Here is a 20,728-nt window from a genome sequence, read left to right as displayed (position 1 = left end):
TTTTAATCTGGCCTCAAAAAAAAGAATTAATCTTTGATAATGCAAGATTTTTCTTAATAATAAAACATTAATAACGTTAATAAACTCAAAATAATATTTCATGCATAAACTTATTCTATTCTTAATCACTTGTACGTTATGTAATATCATAACAGGCCAAGAAGATTTTTACAAAAAGTTATCTGATGCTACCTTAACATTAACAGAACAAAAAGTTACGTACGACCCTTCTTATTTCTCCATTTCCTATCCTAATGGCGATGTACCTAGTGATAAAGGCGTATGCACCGATGTAGTTATAAGAGCTTATCGTAAACTAGGAATCGACCTACAAAAAGAGGTGCACGAGGATATGAAATCAAATTTTAGCATCTATCCAAAAAACTGGGGATTATCTAAAACCGATAAAAATATAGATCATAGAAGAGTTCCTAATCTTATGAGGTTTTTTTCCAGATTTGGTACCGTAAAATCCATTTCCAATAAATCCGAGGATTACCTTCCTGGAGATATCGTTTGTTGGAGTTTAGGTGGCGGACTCACGCATATCGGCTTGGTTGTAGATAAAAAATCCAGTGACCAAAAACGTTATCTCATCGTACATAACATTGGCGATGGACAAGTACTAGCTGATTGTTTATTTGATTATACTATTATTGGGCATTATTGCTATCAAAAATAATATTATCTTAAAAGAACTCACGATATTGCATCACTCGAAAATCAATAGTATTAAATTTTGGGTCATTACTTTTTAAGTCTTTATAAAGCTGTAGGCTACCGATGGCGCGATTTGCAGTACCTGAAGGAGCTGTTAATGAAACAGTCTTTATAAAATGATTATCTAACTGAAACCTATGAATTCTAGGAACTTCGTTAGATATTACCTCTAACCTAAGGTTATAATCTTTCAAATGTTTTCTAAAAAAATATTCTGGTCCATTTTTACTGTTACCTCCTGTAAATATAAGCATCTCTATTTTGGGATACTGTTTTAAATAAGACACAATATCTCTCAGTTTTGGATTTTTCATTCCTAAATCCGAAGCGTCTACTTTTTCACGAACACAGCTACCCACAATATCACAAACTCCTATACCTCTTGAAGTCAAAAAGTTTCTACGCTGTTCTGCAGCTTCATGAGTCGTTTCAAATTTTAAATTTAGATCAAAAATCTTATCTAGTACAGGCCATAACAATCCATTACTACTTCCATAACAGAAATCAACATCTCTTTCATTTAATTCTCCTGTTGTAAATCTCGGTGGTGGCAATGTCCCTACTATCAATTTAGTAGCATCTTTGGGAAAAAATGGCTCGTATGGATGAATATGATGAAACACGCTTACATAATTTTATGCTGATGGAAATGAAGTTCTTTTTTGACAACTTTTAAATCGTACTTTAAAATTAAAATTAAAACTGAAAATAAATAAACGGTTGAAAATCGGCTGCATAAGTTTGATAACATATGATTGCTACGATTGTAGCAATAAGACCTTTGATAACAATATTACTTTTTACAAACTGGTCTAATATCCAATCTTTTGTTTTATAGGGTAACCAATGGGTAATATATCCTATGAGCATTACGATAAAAACCAATCTATACTCCCATAATACCGCTAGAGCGTTCCCCCAATCCATATTGGTCATTACTGCCTGATAGAAACGATCTATATGATCCATACTATTTCCTCTAAAGTAAATTCTAGTAAAAGTTATAAATGCAAATGTTAATGCAATTCTCCACAATAACGCATACCAAGCTGTAGAATTCTCATACGGGCTAATTTTACGCCAATATTTATAGGTTACAATTCCAATACCATTAAGACCTCCCCAAATAACAAATTTCCAAGAAGCACCATGCCACAGGCCTCCAACCAACATTGTAATCATGATATTTACATTCCTATTAAAATGCCATGCTACTTTAGAAGAAAACACTGTTATGATTAATAAAAAACCTATGAAGGCTGTGGAAATAATAGCAACCCCAAAATCCGCAAATGCAAAAGCTCCTAAAAAGGTAAATACAATGATAAAAACGTAAGAAAAAATACTTCCATTACGATTTCCTCCTATAGGAATATATAAATAGTCTTTCAACCAACTTGATAAGGATATATGCCAGCGCCTCCAAAAATCCCCACAATGAATAGCCTTATAAGGAGAGTTAAAATTAACAGGCAATTTATACCCCATTAGTAAAGCCAATCCAATAGCAATATCTGTGTAACCAGAAAAATCTCCATAAATCTGCAAAGAATATCCGATCATTGCCATGATATTTGTAAATCCAGAAAACATATCCGGTACATCAAACACCCGATCCATAAAATTCATGGCAATAAAATCCGCAAACAACATCTTTTTAATCAATCCTTTTAGGATCATAAAAGTTGCATTACCAAATTCTTCTTTAGTAATTGAAATTTCCTTTCTGATTTGAGGAACAAAATCTGCAGCTCTAACGATTGGTCCCGCCACTAACTGAGGAAAGAAACTTACAAAAAATCCAAAATCAATGATCGATTTCAAAGGTTCTATTTGTTTTCTGTATATGTCTACACTGTAACTAATCGTTTGGAAGGTGTAAAAAGAGATTCCTACTGGTAAAATGATAGTATCCACGGTAAAATAATCTGCATTCGCCCATGAATTAGCAAATTGTGCTAAATAATTAATTACCTCATAGTCTGTATTAAAAAGGGTATTATAGGATTCTGTAAAGAAATACGCATACTTAAAATAACAAAGGGTACTAAGATTAATAATTACACTAACCGCTACCAGTAGTTTTTTAACTATAATTGATTTACTGTGATATATAGCCTTTCCTAAAAAGAAATCATTTACAGTACTAAAAAGCAAAATACCAATAAACAAACCACTGGTTTTGTAATAAAAAAGTAAGCTTATCGCAAACAAATAAGCACTTCGTAAATTCTTTTTACTGTAAATAATTGCATACAGGAAATAGATCACTGCAAAGAAAATCCAGAAATCTGCTTGTGTAAATATCAAAGGAAAATCCTCCGAAAAAGAAAAAATATCTACTAATCTATTCATTAATAATTTGATTCAAAACAGAATTAGGAGCTAACTGTAATTCTTTTTCCCATGAATTAGTAAGAGCCTGTAATAATAAATCTGCTTTAATTCTATATCCCAATTGTGTAAAATGTATTCTGTCTTTTGGCATCAGTTTATGCTGATACCAATCTCTGGAAGAATTAAATCCTCCCATTATTTCATAAAAATCCCAAACAGCCATTTTATGTTTCTCGGCCAATTTATAGATAATTTTTTGCATTACCCTTGTTCTAGGATTTGGATATTTCCTTTTGTAATAAGAATCATTAGGCACAGTTAACAAAACAGCACAATCAGGATTGGCTTTTTGTACGTTCAAAATAAGATTCTCGTAATACATCGTATATTCTTCTGGATCAAAATCTGGATGGTAAGCATCATTAGTTCCGACCGAAACAATAAATAAATCAGGAGTATACAACATCAACTGATCATTAAAGAACTTACAGCGATCATAATAGCTAAAACTAGCACCATTAACTCCAATTGTTGTGTACTGTACTCCAGGATTATCATTCATAAGCTCCATCCCCATCATTAAAAACTCTGGGTTTTCTGGATTTCCTATTCTTTGCACGCAAAACTCTAATTCTTCTAGTGTTTGCGTCAGTACGTACTCTACAAAATGAGCTTCTTTGTTTACTTTGGTGTCTGCTATTAAACCTTCTTCTTTAAAGTGAATTTCATAATCCTCACTCCAGTTATCATAGAAGATTCGAATCCTATTAAAATCATATTGTTGCGCATCATACCCTCTATGATTCGCCTTTATTTTAATATTAGCAACAGAATCCTTGAAGACTGCTGTTACACCAGACATTCCCCAAGCCACACTATCTTTTTTGATGGAACAACGGTATCCAGTCCAGTTTCCGTCATACTCTACATTATAGTTACTTGGATTGTTGGTATGCGCTATTTTATATGGAAAAATAAACCCCCTTTGTCCTTTGGCAGTAGGACTCATATGTTGTAAATATGTCCTTAATCTATTGGAATAAATATCTGCTTGAATATGAGAGCCTCCGATATGAAAAATATGAACATTTTCTTCTTTTCCTTTAGCAATGGTATCTAGTTTTCGAAATAGCTTCGCAAACGAAGGAGCGTTTTCTACAAACTTAATCTGATTGGCTTTCCAATTGATAAAGGAATATCTATTCTGAATGGTATCCAAAGTGTAATCCTGTCCCAAGACCAAGGAACTACATAAAAACACATAAAAACATACTATTTTATGTTTCATCATTCAGTTCTTCTTTAAGATCTAGATACAAAGCGGTAAAAAATAATTCGGAAATAATTTTAGTTCCTTTCCATGTAAAATGCATGTAGTCATTAGCAGTTAACTTCTCTTCTACCCAAAAAGGCATAGATCCCTTTCCTCCCATTGCATCATACATACTCCAATAGGCAACATTATTCTCCGAACAAGTCTGTATGAGTTTTTCATTCAGATAAGGTAATAATGGATAAGTTTCCATTTTACCATTAACAGGAAGGCACATATCTGTAGGACCTATAAATATAAAACTAGCATTCTTTGTCCTACGTCTTAACCAATTAATCTGATTTACCATGGATTTTGCATAGCTATCCACTTTTGTAGAATCTTTAAGGTATGGCATTGTATTCCCTCCATACTGCATAATTATGATTTTGGGATTTAAGTTTCTTGCCATTTGTCCATATGCAGAAGCATTTGTACTAGAAAAAATGGTTCCGGAAGAACCTCGCATAGCTACATTATCCATTTGTACTTTTGAGCCTCCGTCCAATGTAAGTCCATAAAAATCTGCACTTATCTTACCTTCCAATTCAATTTTTAAATTACTTGGAGTAGTATTGGTCTTGATTCTATATTTATGATACTTACCATCCGCTTTCAAACTATCTTGTTGAATTAGCTTATCATTATTGTATACTGAAATTTTTATTGGGTAGTTACAGTTTCCATAGTGTAAGCCAATATTCGTAAACCTTCTAAATTTAGCATAAGCTTTCTTAGATTTACCAATCACAACAGATGCTTTTACAATTGGCATGGAATCTAACACAATACTATCCGGAAGCTTTTCAAGATGCTTTGTAAATCTTGATACAGACATATAAGCTCCGTATTTACGATGCTTAAACTTCTCTTGTGTAGGATCAAACCTGGCATACCTATACCAATTCTCACTTGGTTTTACAATGGCTGCAATTTGATTATAAACAGGTTTAACCGGAATAAAACCTGGTCCGCTACCACCATACATTCCTTGTAATCTATTCCTGATGTATCCCGTTATCCGGTCTCCTTCAATTTGTGAATCTCCATAATGAATGATTCGACAAGATCTCGAAGAAAGTTTAGTTTGTAATTCTTTAGCAAAATCAGGATTGCTGGCAGGGTACTGAATCCTTTCAATCTGAGTAGTATCTATTTTAGAAAAATCAGGACGCTGAATACTATCTTTTTTAGCAACAATTTCAGGAGAAATGTTTTCTTCTAAGTCTCCTTCGTCAGCTACAGGAGTAACGATCTCAGTTACTTTTAGTATATCTTCTTTGGTAAGAGAAGAGTCTTTTTCTAAAGCTAAAAATGTTTTGTAGGTAGGATATTTTAAGGATAAACCTTCAAAAGAAAACCCGTCTTCTTGAATCTGTTCTTTTTGGATTCCTCCTTTTTGACTTAAAAACATTAGTCCAAACAATCCACCCAATATGAGTATTAAGAACAGGGATATTTGAATAGGTTTGATTTTCAAGACTCTCGGGGGACTTTGATTTCTGTAAAAATAGAAAGTTTTTATGAAATGCAAAGGTATTTGTAAGGTAATCATAAAAAGCCATAATGTTTCCATTACAGCTTTTTATGATATCTTGATTTGAATTAAGCGTAAACTGGACCACCTCCACCAGATCCTCCTCCACACTGACGAGCGTTAAAGATAATAGCTGGATAGTTTAATAGACAATATTGACTTGCCCCTGAAGGTTGTCTAGCTGTAGTATTAGGACAACTACAGTCGAATCGACAACTTCCTAAATGAAAGAAAGGATAACAAGTTCCTCTGGAACCACCTGCTTTAATAGATTTTTGGTCTTCTCTACTGATTTTTTCTACCCCGTTAAGGTTTAAGAGTGTTTTGATCATAACTTATGAGTTAAAATTAATGTTTACTTTGGTTGCTTTTAGACAACCTTGAGTTAAAAAAGAAAATAAGGATACAACATAAATCCTTTGTTCTCAGCACTAAGTAAACTTATTTTTAAGATAAACACAAATAAATATGGGGGAAATATCAACTAAAAAAATAATATAACATGATCTTAATATCAGTCTTTACCTAATAAATGATCCTTATAATATATCTAAATTGATTTAATCATTTTTTTTACCTCATTTATCACTCCACGATATCTATTACGATTCGGTTTTGACATATGCTGAGATTCTAAAATAATTTCAGATAAGATTTCCTTTGCATCCGTATCTTTTCCTTTTTCCAAAAGGAATTTAGCCAATATATAACGCTCCTCATAATTAGAATAACGTTGATCTATTGGTTTAAGATTCTTCTCTGCTTCTTCAGATCTCCCTTCCTCCTCTAGTGCTAAACCGTATAAAAATTGACTTCTAGACCCCTTAAAATCAGATCTTTCGGAGACATACTCAGCGCAAAAAATAACTTTTTGATATTCATTTGTTCGATAATACCCTTCCAATAGCTTTTTAACTACTCCTAGATCTGATGCATAATTACCTTTTAAAGCTATTTCATATTCTCCAATACCGCCCCTATAATCCCCCATTTCATATAATGCATCACCGAGATTTATTCGATTCTGAAAAGTATCTGCAAATTCTACCTGTTTTCTAAGGTCATTAACCTTTTTTGTTGGATTGATTACATTTACAAATTCATTTTGTACTTTATCCAAATCTTTCTTATTAAAAACTTGAGTAATCAAATAGATGACACTACCTATTACAGGTAGAAACAAAATTAGAAAGTACCAATAATACTCTCGTCTATTTTTAACTACGTGATAAATACAAAAAATCTGCAACGCTATAATTAAGAAATACGGCATGCCGCAAAAATAGAAAACTCAGGTATTTCTAACTAACATTTTGAAGGCTTTAAAAATTAATTTAAGAGACATTACGAACCAACTAAAAATCACTTTTTAGTATCCAAAACAACGTTTTAAAACGAAACTCCAAAAGGTTAAAGTTATCAACAAAAAATAATTATCTATATTTACACCGTAAACATTTAACAATCTCAGAGTCATAAGAGTAAGTGCTTTTAAAGAACATAGCCCTTAATTCGTATTGTTAATAACTTTTAAACAAGGTGTTGACAACTCTAAAAGAGGTATGCCCTAAATATTTTTAAAGTGAAAAAAAACATATTCTTTTTCTTATTATTATTCATATTACATCATGCTCATAGCCAGTGTTCTACGGAAAACGATGATGACCAATTGATAAATGCGACTTCTGGTCAAGTAGGACAAAGTTTTACAGCTTCTTGTAACGGGATTTTAAGTTCTATCGGGATTCTAACCTTTACAAGTGACTTAGTGGATGTTACTATTTATGAGGGAGAAGGTTATAGCGGAACGGTTCTAGGAACATTAACCAATCAATCCACAAGTCCTTTTTTATCATCTACTGATTATTCTATGCTTGATTTCTCCTCTCAAAACATAGTATTAATATCCGGTGAAAAGTATACATTCGATATTTCGAATGGATCAGGTCTTATCGCATATGACAATGAATCTACTCCAGATTACACTGATGGCCAAAGATTTTCTGGCGGAAGTGCTTTATCAGATGCTACTGATTTACTATTTCTAGTAAATCTTACTGCCATTCCTTGTACCGATCCAGATGTCCCAATGGTAACCTATAGTCCTACAACAATTTGCAATGGTGAATCTACAACTTTAACGATCAATGGAAATCTTAATGATGCCACAGAATGGCATGTTTATACAGGATCTTGTGGTGGAACCGAGATAGGAACAACCACCTCATCAACTTTTATAGTAACACCATCTGCAGCGAATACTACATATTTTGTAAGAGGTGAAGGTGGTTTATGTGTTGTACCTGGTGCTTGTGGAAATACTAATGTTGTTGTTACTCCAGACGATATCGTTACTTTTAATGCTCCTGCAGACATTTGTATTGATGCAGGTATACTAACAGGATTAGGTGGCGGAACTCCTAGTGGAGGAACATATTCTGGGAACGGTGTAACTGATGATGGAAACGGAACTACCTATTCTTTTAATCCTACTACCGCAGGAATAGGAACACATAGTATAACATATACCAGTTCAGGAACCTGCAGTTCTAGTGCAAACGATTCTATAGAAGTATTTGAATTACCAATAGTATCCTTTACAGCTCCTGCTGATTTATGTGTTGATGCTGGAATACAAACAGGACTAGGTGGTGGAACTCCTAGTGGAGGAACATATTCCGGTAATGGAGTAACTGATGACGGTAATGGAACCTCTTATTCATTTAATCCTACTACCGCAGGAACGGGAAATCAAAATATTACTTATAGCTTTACCAATGCAAATGGATGTACTGATACTGCTTCTGATAGTGTAGAAGTATTTGATCTGCCTACAGTATCCTTTATTGCTCCTGCTGATCTATGTATCGATGCTGGAATACAAACAGGATTGGGTGGTGGAACTCCTAGTGGAGGAACATATTCCGGTAATGGAGTAACTGATGACGGTAATGGAACCTCTTATTCATTTAATCCTACTACCGCAGGAACAGGAAATCAAAATATTACTTATAGCTTTACCAATGCAAATGGATGTACTGATACTGCTTCTGATAGTGTAGAGGTGTTTGAATTACCAACAGTATCCTTTATTGCTCCTGCTGATTTATGTATCGATGCTGGAATACAAACAGGACTAGGTGGTGGAACTCCTAGTGGAGGAACATATTCCGGTAATGGAGTAACTGATGACGGTAATGGAACCTCTTATTCATTTAATCCTACTACCGCAGGAACGGGAAATCAAAATATTACTTATAGCTTTACCAATGTAAATGGATGTACTGATACTGCTTCTGATAGTGTAGAAGTATTTGATCTGCCTACAGTATCCTTTATTGCTCCTGCTGATCTATGTATCGATGCTGGAATACAAACAGGATTGGGTGGTGGAACTCCTAGTGGAGGAACATATTCCGGTAATGGAGTAACTGATGACGGTAATGGAACCTCTTATTCATTTAACCCTACTACCGCAGGAACGGGAAATCAAAATATTACTTATAGCTTTACCAATGCAAATGGATGTACTGATACTGCTTCTGATAGTGTAGAAGTATTTGATCTGCCAACAGTATCCTTTACAGCTCCTGCTGATTTATGTATCGATGCTGGAATACAAACAGGATTGGGTGGTGGGGCTCCTAGTGGAGGAACATATTCCGGTAATGGAGTAACTGATGACGGTAATGGAACCACTTATTCATTTAATCCTACTACCGCAGGAACAGGAAATCAAAATATTACCTATAGCTTCACCAATACAAATGGATGTACTGATACTGCTTCTGATATTGTAGAGGTGTTTGAATTACCAACAGTATCCTTTACAGCTCCTGCTGATTTATGTGTTGATGCTGGAATACAAACAGGACTAGGTGGTGGAACTCCTAGTGGAGGAACATATTCCGGTAATGGAGTAACTGATGACGGTAATGGAACCACTTATTCATTTAATCCTACTACCGCAGGAACAGGAAATCAAAATATTACCTATAGCTTCACCAATACAAATGGATGTACTGATACTGCTTCTGATATTGTAGAGGTGTTTGAATTACCAACAGTATCCTTTACAGCTCCTTCTGATCTATGTATCGATACAGGAATACAAACAGGATTAGGTGGTGGAACTCCTAGTGGAGGAACGTATTCAGGTAATGGAGTAACTGATGACGGTAATGGAACCACTTATTCATTTAATCCTACTACCGCAGGAACAGGAAATCAAAATATTACCTATAGCTTCACCAATGCAAATGGATGTACCGATACTGCTTCTGATAGTGTAGAGGTGTTTGAATTACCTGATGCTTCCGTAGATGATTCTCTTAGTCCAACTTTAACTGCAACTACATCCGGTGCTACCTATCAATGGATTAATTGTGATAACAACACTCCTTTATCAGGTGAGACGAATCAATCTTTTACAGCAACACAAGATGGAAATTATGCAGTGGATATTACATTAGATGGATGTACTCAGAGATCTTCTTGTTATTTGGTAGCAAGTCTTGGTAATGAAGATGAAGAATTGATTATTGATAAATTACAAGTATACCCAATCCCAACTTCAGGACCTTTAAACATTTCTATTACCATAAAAAAAGCGGAGATATACGATATCACAGGTAAAAAAGTATTCGAAACTCGTAATACCATATTTGATATCTCTGAATTAAATTCTGGAATATATTTTATGAATATTGAAGGAGAAAAAGGAAATACAATAAAACAGATTATAAAAGATTAGCATCCATCTTTAGCTAAAAAAAGTCTTTCAGAAACCTGAAAGACTTTTTTTATACATATAAATAGGATTATTCTTTATTTTAAAGTAATCACTAAATCATCGGCTTCTACCATCGTTCCTGATTTAAGCACTATTTTCTTTACTACTGCATCCTCATTTGCAGTAATAGTAGTTTCCATTTTCATAGCTTCAATAATAAACAATGGGTCGTTTTTCTTTATTTCTTGTCCAGTTTTCACCAATACTGATGATAAAGATCCTTGTAATGGAGCTCCGATTTGTTTTCCGTCCGCTTTATCAACCTTGACGTGAACTATTTTATCTACTTTAATAGAATTGTCCTTTATTTCAACATTTCGGGTTTGCCCATTTACTTTAAAAAAGACTGTAACCATTCCATTGTCCTGAGGCTCTCCAATAGAAATCAATTCAAACAACAGGATTTTACCTTTATCTAATTCTATAATAATTTCTTCTCCTGGAGTCATTCCATAGAAGAAATTTTTGGTAGGAATATTCATTACATTACCATATTGTAAATGGTGATTGTAAGCTCCTGTAAATACTTTTGGATATAATTTATAGGAAAGAAAATCTGTAATATCAAGCTCCCTTCCCATTCCTTTTTTAAAGACTTTTACAAAATCCTTAAACTCTGTTTCGAAATCAACAGGTTCGAGATGTGCATTTGGCCTATTGGTAAATGGCTTTTGATCCTTTAGTATAGACTTCTGAAGCTCCTTTGGAAAACCTCCTTCTGGCTGCCCTAATTCTCCTTTAAACAAACTTACCACAGATTGCGGGAAAGAAATCGTTTCACCTCTCTCTTTTACATCTTCTATGGTTAAATTATTACTTACTAAATATTGCGCCATATCCCCAACAACTTTAGAACTTGGAGTCACTTTTACAATATCACCAAAGAGTTCATTTACCTCTCCATACATTTTGGTAATTTCATGAAAACGATCTGCCAGTCCTAAACCTTGTGCTTGTGGCTTCAGATTAGAATACTGTCCACCAGGAATTTCATGTTGATATACTTCACCAGTACCCGCTTTTAAACCAGATTCAAAAACATAGTAATATTCTCGAACCGCTTCCCAATAATTTGAATACTCATTCAATTTAGACATATTCATCGGATTCTCACGATCATGGAACTTCAACATTTCCATAACTGCATTGAAATTAGGCTGCGCTGTTAATCCTGATAATCCTCCTAAAGCTACATCTACCACATCTACTCCAGCCTCAATCGCTTTAAGATATGTTGCTGATTGTACCGAAGAAGTATCATGCGTATGTAAATGTATCGGAATATTAATTTCAGACTTTAATGCTGAAACTAATTCGTAGGCAGCATAAGGTTTTAGTAAACCTGCCATATCTTTTATTCCTAATATGTGTGCTCCTGCATTTTCTATATCTTTCGCTAATTGCAAATAGTATTCTAAAGTATACTTGGTACGTTTTGGGTCTAGAATATCACCCGTATAACATAAAGATCCTTCTGCTAACCCTTGTGTACGTGTTCTTACATGTTCTATACAAGGTGCAATGGATTTCATCCAGTTTAATGAATCAAAGATTCTAAAAACATCTACTCCATTCTCCCAAGATTGCTCTACGAATTTACCAATTAGATTATCTGGGTAGGCAGTATATCCAACTCCGTTAGATCCTCTAATAAGCATTTGCAATAATAGGTTTGGCATTGCTTCTCTCAGTGAGCGTAAACGTTCCCACGGATTTTCTCTTAAAAATCGAAGACATACATCAAATGTAGCACCTCCCCAAACTTCCATACTAAACACTTCTGGATGGTTCTTTGCAAATCCTTCTGCGACTTTAAGCATGTCATACGTTCGCATTCGAGTAGCTAACAAACTTTGATGCGCATCCCTCATGGTAGTATCTGTAAAATGAACTTTCTTTTCATTTTTTAACCATTCCGCAAATTTCTCAGGACCTAATTCTGTAAGCAGGTCTTTTGTACCTTTTTGATAGGCTGCTTTTTTATCAAATTCAGGAATATGAGGAGTAACGAAGGTTTTGGATGGGTCCATTTTTTTCACATCTGGATTTCCATTAACAATGATATCTCCTAAAAAGTTTGCCAGCTTTGTCGCTCTGTTACGAGACTCTTTAATTTTAAAAAGCTCTTTGGTATCTCTGATAAAATTAACAGTAACTGCTCCTTTTCTAAATGTAGTATGATTAAGAATATTATCAAGGAAAGGCATATTGGTTTTCACCCCTCTAATCCTAAATTCTGATAGTGCTCTTCGCATTTTTCTACAAGCTCCATCCAAGGTTCTACTGTTTGCCGAAACCTTTACTAGCATAGAATCAAAGAAAGGAGAGATGGTAACACCTTGATAAACACTTCCTGCATCTAAACGAATACCAAATCCAGAAGCACTTCTGTACGTAGTGATAGTTCCGTAATCAGGTTTAAAATCGTTTTCTGGATCCTCTGTTGTAATTCTACATTGTACAGCATAGCCATTTACTTTAAGGCTTTCCTGACTTTCGATCTTAATTTGCTTATCCGAAAGTTGATATCCTCCAGCAATAAAAATCTGTGTTTTAATTAAATCTACACCCGTCACAATCTCTGTAACGGTATGTTCTACCTGTACTCTTGGATTTACTTCAATAAAATAAATACTACCGTCATCATCTACCAAAAACTCTACGGTACCTATATTATTATAATCTACAGCTTTACATATCGTTAGTGCATATTGATAAAGATTATCCAATATATCTTGAGACACTCCATAGGAAGGAGCATATTCAATTACTTTTTGATAACGTCTTTGTACTGAACAATCACGTTCAAAAAGATGTACCATATTTCCGTGATGGTCTGCTACAATCTGTATCTCGATATGCTTAGGATTTTCTACAAATTTTTCTAAAAAAACAGTATCATCTCCAAAAGCATTTAATGCCTCTCTTTGTGATTCTGGATAGGCTTTTTCTAACTCTTCCACACTTCGGATTACACGCATACCACGACCTCCTCCACCAGAAGCGGCTTTAAGCATTACAGGAAAACCAATCCTCTTTGCTTCTTTAACTGCTATCTTAATATCCGTAAGATCTTCTTTATTACTTTGAATAATTGGGATATCATTAGCGATGGCAACTTCTTTTGCCATAATTTTATCTCCTAAAGATCGTAGCACGGATACCTTAGGACCAATAAAAATGATATCATTCTCCTTACATCGTTGTGCAAAATCTGCATTTTCTGATAAGAATCCATATCCTGGATGTATCGCATCTACATTATTATTTTTAGCAACTTGTATAATTGCTTCAATATTTAAATACGGTTTTAAAGGTTCATTATCCGCACCGATTTGATAGGCCTCATCAGCCTTATATCTATGTAAAGAATATCTATCCTCATAGGTATAAACTCCTACGGTTTGTAAACCAATCTCTGTACAAGCTCTGAAAATTCTGATGGCAATTTCCCCTCGATTAGCAACTAAAACCTTTTTGATTTGCATAATAAAAATTTTGTGTTTAAATAATATTTAGCGAACATTCGCTGCGAAGATATCGATTCGAGTGAACACTTCCAATACATTTTAAACAGAATCCCTGAAATAATTAATTTTTGTAGTCATTATTAACCAACTATTTCTTTCTGTTACCCCTTAAACGTTTACAGCAAATTCATACGTTGAATTAACAGAAATACTTATTCCTGTATTTTGTAAAAACAATTTTCTAGGTATTTCGGTTGATTGGGCAATTTCATGTCATTTTTTAGTTTCCTCTAACTCGGTAAGTAATCTTTCTATTTGTGATTACTGTTCTTGATCTAACAGACAAACTTCCTATCGTGGAATTCACCTCTATACAATCCGTATTTTCATTTGAAAAAACAACTCTGAATTCTGCGTTATTCAAGCTCAATGGAATATCAGAAATAGTTAAGGTTGCCGTATTGACTCCTGAATATGAAGGTGAAGCACCTCCATTACTAAGATCTGTAAATGGATCAGAAGTAGAAGTTCTCATTTGCCATTGAAAATTTGAACTTCCATTAACCTCATTAACCGATATACTAAAAAACGTTGCACTTCCTACAAAAACCTGTCTATTTATAGCATCAAAAGTATTTTCTGATACGTTACCAGCGGTGATCACAGCTACATTATTTGATTGTCCTCCTGGTGATGCTGATAGTGGTATTCCATTTGCATCGACATTTCCGGCAAGCATACCAGTAGCAATATCAACATCGGAAATTGTAAAGGAACCATCTGCTTCAATGGCATCTAAACAAGTATCATTGTCACTATCGGTATCAAAAAAATTTGAATCTCCATCGCCATCAGTATCTAAATTACAGGCAATACTGGAAAACGGAACATCTTGTATTGGAATTCCTGGTCCTTCATATTCTATTCGTAAAAACTCTCCTCCTGAATTCTCAAAAAATAATGCAGTAAAAAAATGAGCTCCTATACTCAAATCTACTGTACCGCTTCGAGTGGTTACTCCATGCAAACCATCATTTATTACTACCAAATTGCCATCTAAAGAAAAGCTAGATCCATCATCTGAGGAGATATAAAAAGTATATGCCCCAGCGGTATTAATATTAAGTAATCCTGTATAACGAATACTAAAAGTTTCATTAGAAACTCCAAGAGAAGCTATCAAAGCGTCTACATCAAAAGAAGTAAACGTTCCTGTTGCATCTGCTCCCGAAGTAGGAATATTATTTACTGTATTTCCGGATGGGACCAAATCATAATATTCATAACTCAACGTATTTATACAAGATATAGCTTCATCGAAATCCAGAATACCATCATTATCGTCATCCAAATCGACCCCATCAGCTAATCCATCAAGGTCGTTATCCGGTCCACATTTTACCGATAGTACATAACTTCGATAAGATGAAACATTTAATTGTTCGGTAGTCATACCATTTACAATGGGAACTCCATTAGTATCTACGTTATCTCCAAAACTACCATCAACATCTAAATCGAGTTGGTTAAAACTTCCATCCCCTTCAAGTGCATCAGGACAGCCATCTCCATCACTATCCGTATCAAAAACATTTGGCAAACCATCGTTATCGATATCTGGATCACATCCAAGAATTGAAAAAGGAACATCTTGCCTGGCTATTCCTGGACCTTCATATTGTACTTCTAAAATCTCCTGTCCAAAATTTTCAAAAAACAAAACAGTAATAGTGTGTTCACCAGCCGTTAAATTAATCACACCATTTCTCTCTTGAGCTGCATGCAATCCATCATTATCTACAACTAGCGTACCATCTATACTAAGGCTAGATCCATCATCAGAATTGGTATAGAATGTATAATTACCAGGTGTAGTAATGGTGATAGTCCCTTTATAACGTATTCCATAGGTATCATTAGTCTGTCCTAAAGAAGCGACTAACGCATCTACATCGAAAGAATTTACCAAACCTACTGCAAATGCTCCAGTAGTAGGAATATTATTCACTGTATTCCCAGAAGGAACACTATCATAAAATTCAAAAGATAAATTATTATTACAAGCGGCAATTTCTTCTACATCTAAAATTCCGTCATTATCATCATCATCATCATCTCCATCTAAAATACTATCATCATCATTATCTCCAGGAACTAAACTCTTTCTTTCATAATTTTCAATAGGAAAATCTGAAAAAAAATCTGGGACAGCGTATGAAGTCATATAGTGGCCTAAAAACATAAGGGGGACCACTAATAAGTTTCTCTTATTCATAGCAATCTTAAAATTTGGGGCTTACATGATTAGGAATTTATCTGAAAACAACGACCTTTTTTGTTCCTAAATCAATTGCTTTAAAATAAGAAATTTCCTTCAAATATTCTTGCAAAATACCGAAAGATTTGTTCTAAATAATGCTTATTCATGCTAAACCATAATAATACCTAGCAGTCTACCTATTTCTGTATTTTATTATAGTATGCTTTTTCGGTTACTTCAGACCATTTAGCAATCCTATTCTGGAAGTTGGAATAGCTTTCATAGACCTCTTTGGATAAAGGATCATCTCCGATCATTTCCTGAATGGCTTCCTCGGTAAAACCTCTTAAAGCATCTAAGGTTTCTTTAGAAAACTCTCTAATTTCTACACCTTCTTCATTCACTAATTTATCCAGATAGATCCCATTTTGTTTATCAAACTCTGACAATACCCAGACCTGAGCTCGTTTTGCAGCAGCCTGTAAAACAGCTTGAAGATTTGGTGGCAATCCGTCATGTAAATTTTTATTAATAAAAAATTCTAATTGAGAACCTGTTTCATGCCAACCTGGGGTATAATAATATTTTGAAATTTTATGAAATCCCATTTTATAATCATGATAAGGTCCGATCCATTCCGTAGCATCAATAACTCCTCGTTCTAAACTCGTATAAATTTCGCTACCAGCTACCAAAATTGGTGCTCCTCCAGCTTTTTCTAACACTTTACCCCCAATACCTGGCAAACGCATCTTTAACCCTTTAAAATCTTCGACTGAGTTAATTTCTCTATTAAACCACCCTCCCATTTGCACCCCTGTATTTCCTCCCATAAAAGGAACCAAATTAAACTGTGCATATGTTTTTTTCCAAAGTTCATATCCTCCTCCTACCTCTAGCCAAGAAGTAATCTGCTGACTATTCATCCCAAAAGGAACTGCTGCAAAAAACTGAGCGGCTGGAGTTTTGCCAGCCCAATAATACGATGCTCCACACCCCATTTCGATAGTACCTTGGGAAACAGCATCAAAAGCCTCTAAAGGAGGCACTAATTCTCCTCCTCCATATACTTTAATTTTAATTTGACCATTAGATAACTCATCTACCCATTCTGCATACTTTTCTGCAACTTCTCCAACCACTGGAAAATTAGGTGGCCAAGTTGTAGTCATCTTCCAATGGAATATTTTATCTGGTTTTGTAGTATCGTAAGATGTCGGATTGGTCATACTCGCAGGAGGTTCTCCTAAACAAGACAAAAAAAACATCATTAAAATACCATATATGAATGCTTTCAAAAATCTATCTCTCCGTATCTTATATAAACTCATGATTTTAGTTATTCTAATTAATTACCATTAAAAATAATCTCTGGAAAAAATAATACCAAGCCTACTATTAAAAGTTGTATAAGAATAAAAGGAACTATCCCTCTATATATTTGACTTGTTTTTACTGTATCTGGCGCGACTCCCTTAAGATAAAACAATGCAAAACCAAATGGAGGTGTTAAAAATGAGGTTTGTAAATTCAATGCCATCAAAATTCCCACCCAAAGCATATTCATATCCAAAGCATTAAAAACAGGTGTTACCACTGGCACAATAATAAAAACGATCTCTATGAAATCAATAAAGAAACCAGCGATAAAAATAACCAGCATTACTAATAATAGAAACATTAAGGGTGTCAACTGAGACGAAATAATCAATTCTTGCAAGTATCGATCTCCTCCTAAAGTTCTAAAAACTAATGTAAATGTAGTAGCTCCAAGTAATATAAAAAACACCATCGATGTAAGACGTGTAGTTTCTTGAGCTACTTCTTTTAATATTTTAAATGAAAACTTTTTCTGAATAATCGTTAAAGTCGTTGCTCCCAAAGCTCCAATTGCAGAAGCTTCTGTAGGAGATGCTATACCACTAAATATGGACCCCAGTACAATAACAATTAATAGTAAAGGTAACAATAACACCTTAACAACTTTGGAACCAAAACGAGTTCCTTTAAACTCCGCAATCTCTTCTGCTGGAATACTCGGTGCGTCGTTCTTATGAACAAATGATTTTATTAAAATATAGATGATATATAATCCAACTAGTATCAGGCCAGGTAATAAGGCCGCAGAAAACAAAGTTCCCACATCTACAGAAGCAGCTCCTCTTGAAGAGCTATTAATAGTGTCTGCTAATAGTACTAAGACTATAGACGGCGGAATGATTTGCCCCAAAGTTCCCGAAGAAGCTATAACTCCGACAGCAAGCTCTGTTTTATAACCTCTTTTTAACATAGTTGGAAGACTTATTAAACCCATAGTTACTACTGTAGCACCTACAATTCCTGTTGATGCAGCTAATAATGCACCCACAATTACTACGGATATTGCTAGTCCTCCTCTAACTCTACCGAACATCATCGCCATGGTTTCTAAAAGACTTTGAGCGAGTCCAGATTTTTCCAACATAATTCCCATAAAAATAAACAGTGGAACTGCCATTAACACATAATTATTAACTACCCCCATAATTCTAGAAGGCAATAAATAAAATGTAGACATGGTAAACTGTTCTGGCGCAAAAATTGAAACACCAAAAGCAAAAGCAACAGAAATCCCACCTAAAGTAAAAGCTACAGGATATCCTTTAAGAATTAAAATGAATATGATTACAAATAAAACAACCGCTAAAAACTCCATTAGATCTCTCTCTTAAAAATTATCCGAATAGATTTTAGCATTTCAGAAACTCCCTGTAACAATAAAAAAACAAATCCTAAGGTGATACAAAATTTTAGCACATACAAAGCCGGTAATCCACCTGGTTGGGGAGACCCTTCATTGATCATAAAAGATGACAATCCATAATACCAAGAAGAAACAATCACTACATAACACCAAGGAATTAATAAACACACCCCTCCTAAAAGGTCTATCCATGCTTTTCCTTTTTCAGAGAATCTAGTGTAAAAAACGTCTACTCTAACATGTTTCCCATGTTTAAACGTATAAGCAGAACCTATTAGAAAAAGCATTCCGAAGAGATAAATTTCGGTTTCGATCATCCAAATGAACGTGAACTGAAAAACATATCGCATAACGACATCTAATCCTACCAAAACCGCCAATAGAACCGCAACCCAACTGACAAGAGTTCCAATTTTTTCTCCAATCCAATCTAGAGAATTAATGATTTTTTGCATCCAAAAAAGCCTAAAATATTGAAGGCTTAAGATACTAAAATTAGGAGCATTTAGAAATTTATTCTAATATCGAATATAAAAGCAAAATAAGAACATTGGAATTACCTTACAAAAACCAATTCATTAGGTTTTGTTGTATACTCATCACTAAAACCATAACCATCATAATTAAAACCTTTTAAGTCTTCTATAGTTTCCGCTCCAGTATCTACAATATAACGAACCATCATTCCTCTTGCTTTTTTAGCAAAGAAACTGATCATTTTTAATTTATCCCCTTTCCAATCTTTAAACTGAGGTGTGATCACAGGTACTTTCAGCGCTTTCTTATCAATCGCACTGAAATATTCATTACTCGCTAGATTTACAAATAATTCATCATCTTGCAATTCATTATTTAACCGCTCTGTAAGCTGTTTCTTCCAAAACTCATATAGATTATTACTACGACCTACCTTTAGTTTTGTCCCCATTTCTAAACGATATGGTTGAATCAAGTCTAACGGCTTTAGTATACCATATAAACCAGAAAGGATTCTTAATTTATCTTGTAGTATGTCCAATTTATCTTCTGGGATAGTATAGCCATCTAATCCAGTATATACATCTCCATTAAAAGCATATACCGCTGGTCTTGCATTTTCTTGAGTAAACGGAAGGCTCCAATCCTGATTTCGCTGCCAATTCAACTGTGCCAACTTATCACTAATGCTCATTAGATCAGACAATTTTTTTGGTGATTTCTTCTGCAGAACAGTATTTAATTTTTCAGCTTCGACCAAAAAAGAAGGTTCTGTATATTTTTTAGTAGGTAATGCGGTTTCAAAATCTAAAGACTTTGCTGGTGATACTACAATTTTCATGTGTTTACAATATTACTTTATAAGTTACACTCCGCTAAAGGCTAGTGTTAGACATAAAACTCATCATTGTTTATTATACTTTGACGTGCCTCATGAAGTGAATTTCGTTTTTTCAAAAATACAATAGTACCACAATAAATAAAATCAACTGGAGTAATTCTTCCTTATCGAAGCATTGATATCTCTTATTATAATATGCGTAAACACTTCTTATAGAAACATTTTAACATGCTGTTAAT

At 34.3% G+C, this 20,728-nt stretch carries 14 protein-coding genes; 2 read left to right on the top strand and 12 right to left on the bottom strand.

Going from position 1 to position 20,728, the window contains the following annotated elements; translation table 11 throughout:
- Positions 1 to 100: 100 nt before the first annotated feature.
- A complete protein-coding gene (locus ABD077_RS15885) occupies positions 101 to 682 on the top strand; it encodes a DUF1287 domain-containing protein (protein WP_343913233.1) in 582 nt (193 codons plus the stop codon).
- A 7-nt stretch (positions 683 to 689) separates the two neighbouring features.
- Here ABD077_RS15885 and ABD077_RS15880 read toward each other — a convergent pair whose 3' ends face one another.
- The 6 genes from ABD077_RS15880 to ABD077_RS15855 all read right to left on the bottom strand — a co-directional run bounded on the left by ABD077_RS15880 (position 690) and on the right by ABD077_RS15855 (position 7,026).
- On the bottom strand, positions 690 to 1,343 hold the full coding sequence (locus tag ABD077_RS15880; RefSeq protein ID WP_343913232.1) for a uracil-DNA glycosylase family protein: 654 nt from the start codon (positions 1,341 to 1,343) through the stop codon (positions 690 to 692).
- 73 nt (positions 1,344 to 1,416) lie between these two features.
- Complete coding sequence (locus ABD077_RS15875) at positions 1,417 to 3,075, bottom strand: MBOAT family O-acyltransferase (protein ID WP_343913231.1); 1,659 nt, start codon at positions 3,073 to 3,075, stop codon at positions 1,417 to 1,419.
- The gene (locus tag ABD077_RS15870; RefSeq protein WP_343913230.1) at positions 3,068 to 4,348 is read right to left on the bottom strand and encodes a GDSL-type esterase/lipase family protein; all 1,281 of its coding nucleotides are present in this window, start codon (positions 4,346 to 4,348) and stop codon (positions 3,068 to 3,070) included. The genes ABD077_RS15875 and ABD077_RS15870 overlap by 8 nt, the downstream gene beginning before the upstream one ends.
- The gene (locus ABD077_RS15865) at positions 4,335 to 5,849 is read right to left on the bottom strand and encodes an SGNH/GDSL hydrolase family protein (protein WP_343913229.1); all 1,515 of its coding nucleotides are present in this window, start codon (positions 5,847 to 5,849) and stop codon (positions 4,335 to 4,337) included. The genes ABD077_RS15870 and ABD077_RS15865 overlap by 14 nt, the downstream gene beginning before the upstream one ends.
- A 125-nt stretch (positions 5,850 to 5,974) precedes the next feature.
- Positions 5,975 to 6,238 carry a hypothetical protein gene (locus tag ABD077_RS15860; RefSeq protein WP_343913228.1) on the bottom strand — a complete coding sequence of 88 codons (264 nt, stop codon included), beginning with the start codon at positions 6,236 to 6,238 and terminating at the stop codon, positions 5,975 to 5,977.
- Between the two features lie 218 nt (positions 6,239 to 6,456).
- Entirely contained in the window at positions 6,457 to 7,026 is a 570-nt protein-coding gene (locus tag ABD077_RS15855; protein WP_343913227.1) for a hypothetical protein, read from the bottom strand.
- A gap of 462 nt (positions 7,027 to 7,488) precedes the next feature.
- Here ABD077_RS15855 and ABD077_RS15850 point away from each other — a divergent pair, with 462 nt between their 5' ends.
- Positions 7,489 to 10,659 carry a T9SS type A sorting domain-containing protein gene (locus tag ABD077_RS15850; protein WP_343913226.1) on the top strand — a complete coding sequence of 1,057 codons (3,171 nt, stop codon included), beginning with the start codon at positions 7,489 to 7,491 and terminating at the stop codon, positions 10,657 to 10,659.
- 74 nt (positions 10,660 to 10,733) lie between these two features.
- Here the strand turns inward: ABD077_RS15850 and ABD077_RS15845 are convergent, their stop codons facing one another.
- From ABD077_RS15845 to yaaA, 6 genes are all read right to left on the bottom strand, one after another.
- Complete coding sequence (locus ABD077_RS15845) at positions 10,734 to 14,186, bottom strand: pyruvate carboxylase (protein ID WP_343913225.1); 3,453 nt, start codon at positions 14,184 to 14,186, stop codon at positions 10,734 to 10,736.
- 262 nt (positions 14,187 to 14,448) lie between these two features.
- Positions 14,449 to 16,443, bottom strand: coding sequence for a PA14 domain-containing protein (locus ABD077_RS15840; RefSeq protein WP_343913224.1), 1,995 nt, complete (start codon positions 16,441 to 16,443; stop codon positions 14,449 to 14,451).
- A 182-nt stretch (positions 16,444 to 16,625) separates the two neighbouring features.
- Positions 16,626 to 17,759, bottom strand: a complete 1,134-nt coding sequence (locus tag ABD077_RS15835; RefSeq protein WP_343913223.1) for a TRAP transporter substrate-binding protein — start codon at positions 17,757 to 17,759, stop codon at positions 16,626 to 16,628.
- Between the two features lie 17 nt (positions 17,760 to 17,776).
- Positions 17,777 to 19,123 carry a TRAP transporter large permease gene (locus ABD077_RS15830; RefSeq protein WP_343913222.1) on the bottom strand — a complete coding sequence of 449 codons (1,347 nt, stop codon included), beginning with the start codon at positions 19,121 to 19,123 and terminating at the stop codon, positions 17,777 to 17,779.
- The gene (locus tag ABD077_RS15825) at positions 19,123 to 19,626 is read right to left on the bottom strand and encodes a TRAP transporter small permease subunit (RefSeq protein ID WP_343913221.1); all 504 of its coding nucleotides are present in this window, start codon (positions 19,624 to 19,626) and stop codon (positions 19,123 to 19,125) included. The genes ABD077_RS15830 and ABD077_RS15825 overlap by 1 nt, the downstream gene beginning before the upstream one ends.
- A gap of 101 nt (positions 19,627 to 19,727) precedes the next feature.
- A complete protein-coding gene (gene yaaA, locus ABD077_RS15820) occupies positions 19,728 to 20,489 on the bottom strand; it encodes a peroxide stress protein YaaA (RefSeq protein WP_343913220.1) in 762 nt (253 codons plus the stop codon).
- Between the last annotated feature and the right edge of the window lie 239 nt (positions 20,490 to 20,728).

Source organism: Aquimarina litoralis (assembly GCF_039523995.1).
GTDB classification, from domain to species: domain Bacteria; phylum Bacteroidota; class Bacteroidia; order Flavobacteriales; family Flavobacteriaceae; genus Aquimarina; species Aquimarina litoralis.
This window is presented reverse-complemented; position numbering and strand designations above follow the sequence as displayed.

Bases quoted from the DNA above. Each gene is read 5' to 3' on its own strand.
- ABD077_RS15840 (WP_343913224.1), bottom strand. From the start codon at position 16,443: ATGAATAAGAGAAACTTATTAGTGGTCCCCCTTATGTTTTTAGGCCAC.
- ABD077_RS15885 (WP_343913233.1), top strand. From the start codon at position 101: ATGCATAAACTTATTCTATTCTTAATCACTTGTACGTTATGTAATATC.
- ABD077_RS15830 (WP_343913222.1), bottom strand. From the start codon at position 19,123: ATGGAGTTTTTAGCGGTTGTTTTATTTGTAATCATATTCATTTTAATT.
- ABD077_RS15845 (WP_343913225.1), bottom strand. From the start codon at position 14,186: ATGCAAATCAAAAAGGTTTTAGTTGCTAATCGAGGGGAAATTGCCATC.
- ABD077_RS15870 (WP_343913230.1), bottom strand. From the start codon at position 4,348: ATGATGAAACATAAAATAGTATGTTTTTATGTGTTTTTATGTAGTTCC.
- ABD077_RS15835 (WP_343913223.1), bottom strand. From the start codon at position 17,759: ATGAGTTTATATAAGATACGGAGAGATAGATTTTTGAAAGCATTCATA.
- ABD077_RS15825 (WP_343913221.1), bottom strand. From the start codon at position 19,626: ATGCAAAAAATCATTAATTCTCTAGATTGGATTGGAGAAAAAATTGGA.
- ABD077_RS15875 (WP_343913231.1), bottom strand. From the start codon at position 3,075: ATGAATAGATTAGTAGATATTTTTTCTTTTTCGGAGGATTTTCCTTTG.
- yaaA (WP_343913220.1), bottom strand. From the start codon at position 20,489: ATGAAAATTGTAGTATCACCAGCAAAGTCTTTAGATTTTGAAACCGCA.
- ABD077_RS15860 (WP_343913228.1), bottom strand. From the start codon at position 6,238: ATGATCAAAACACTCTTAAACCTTAACGGGGTAGAAAAAATCAGTAGA.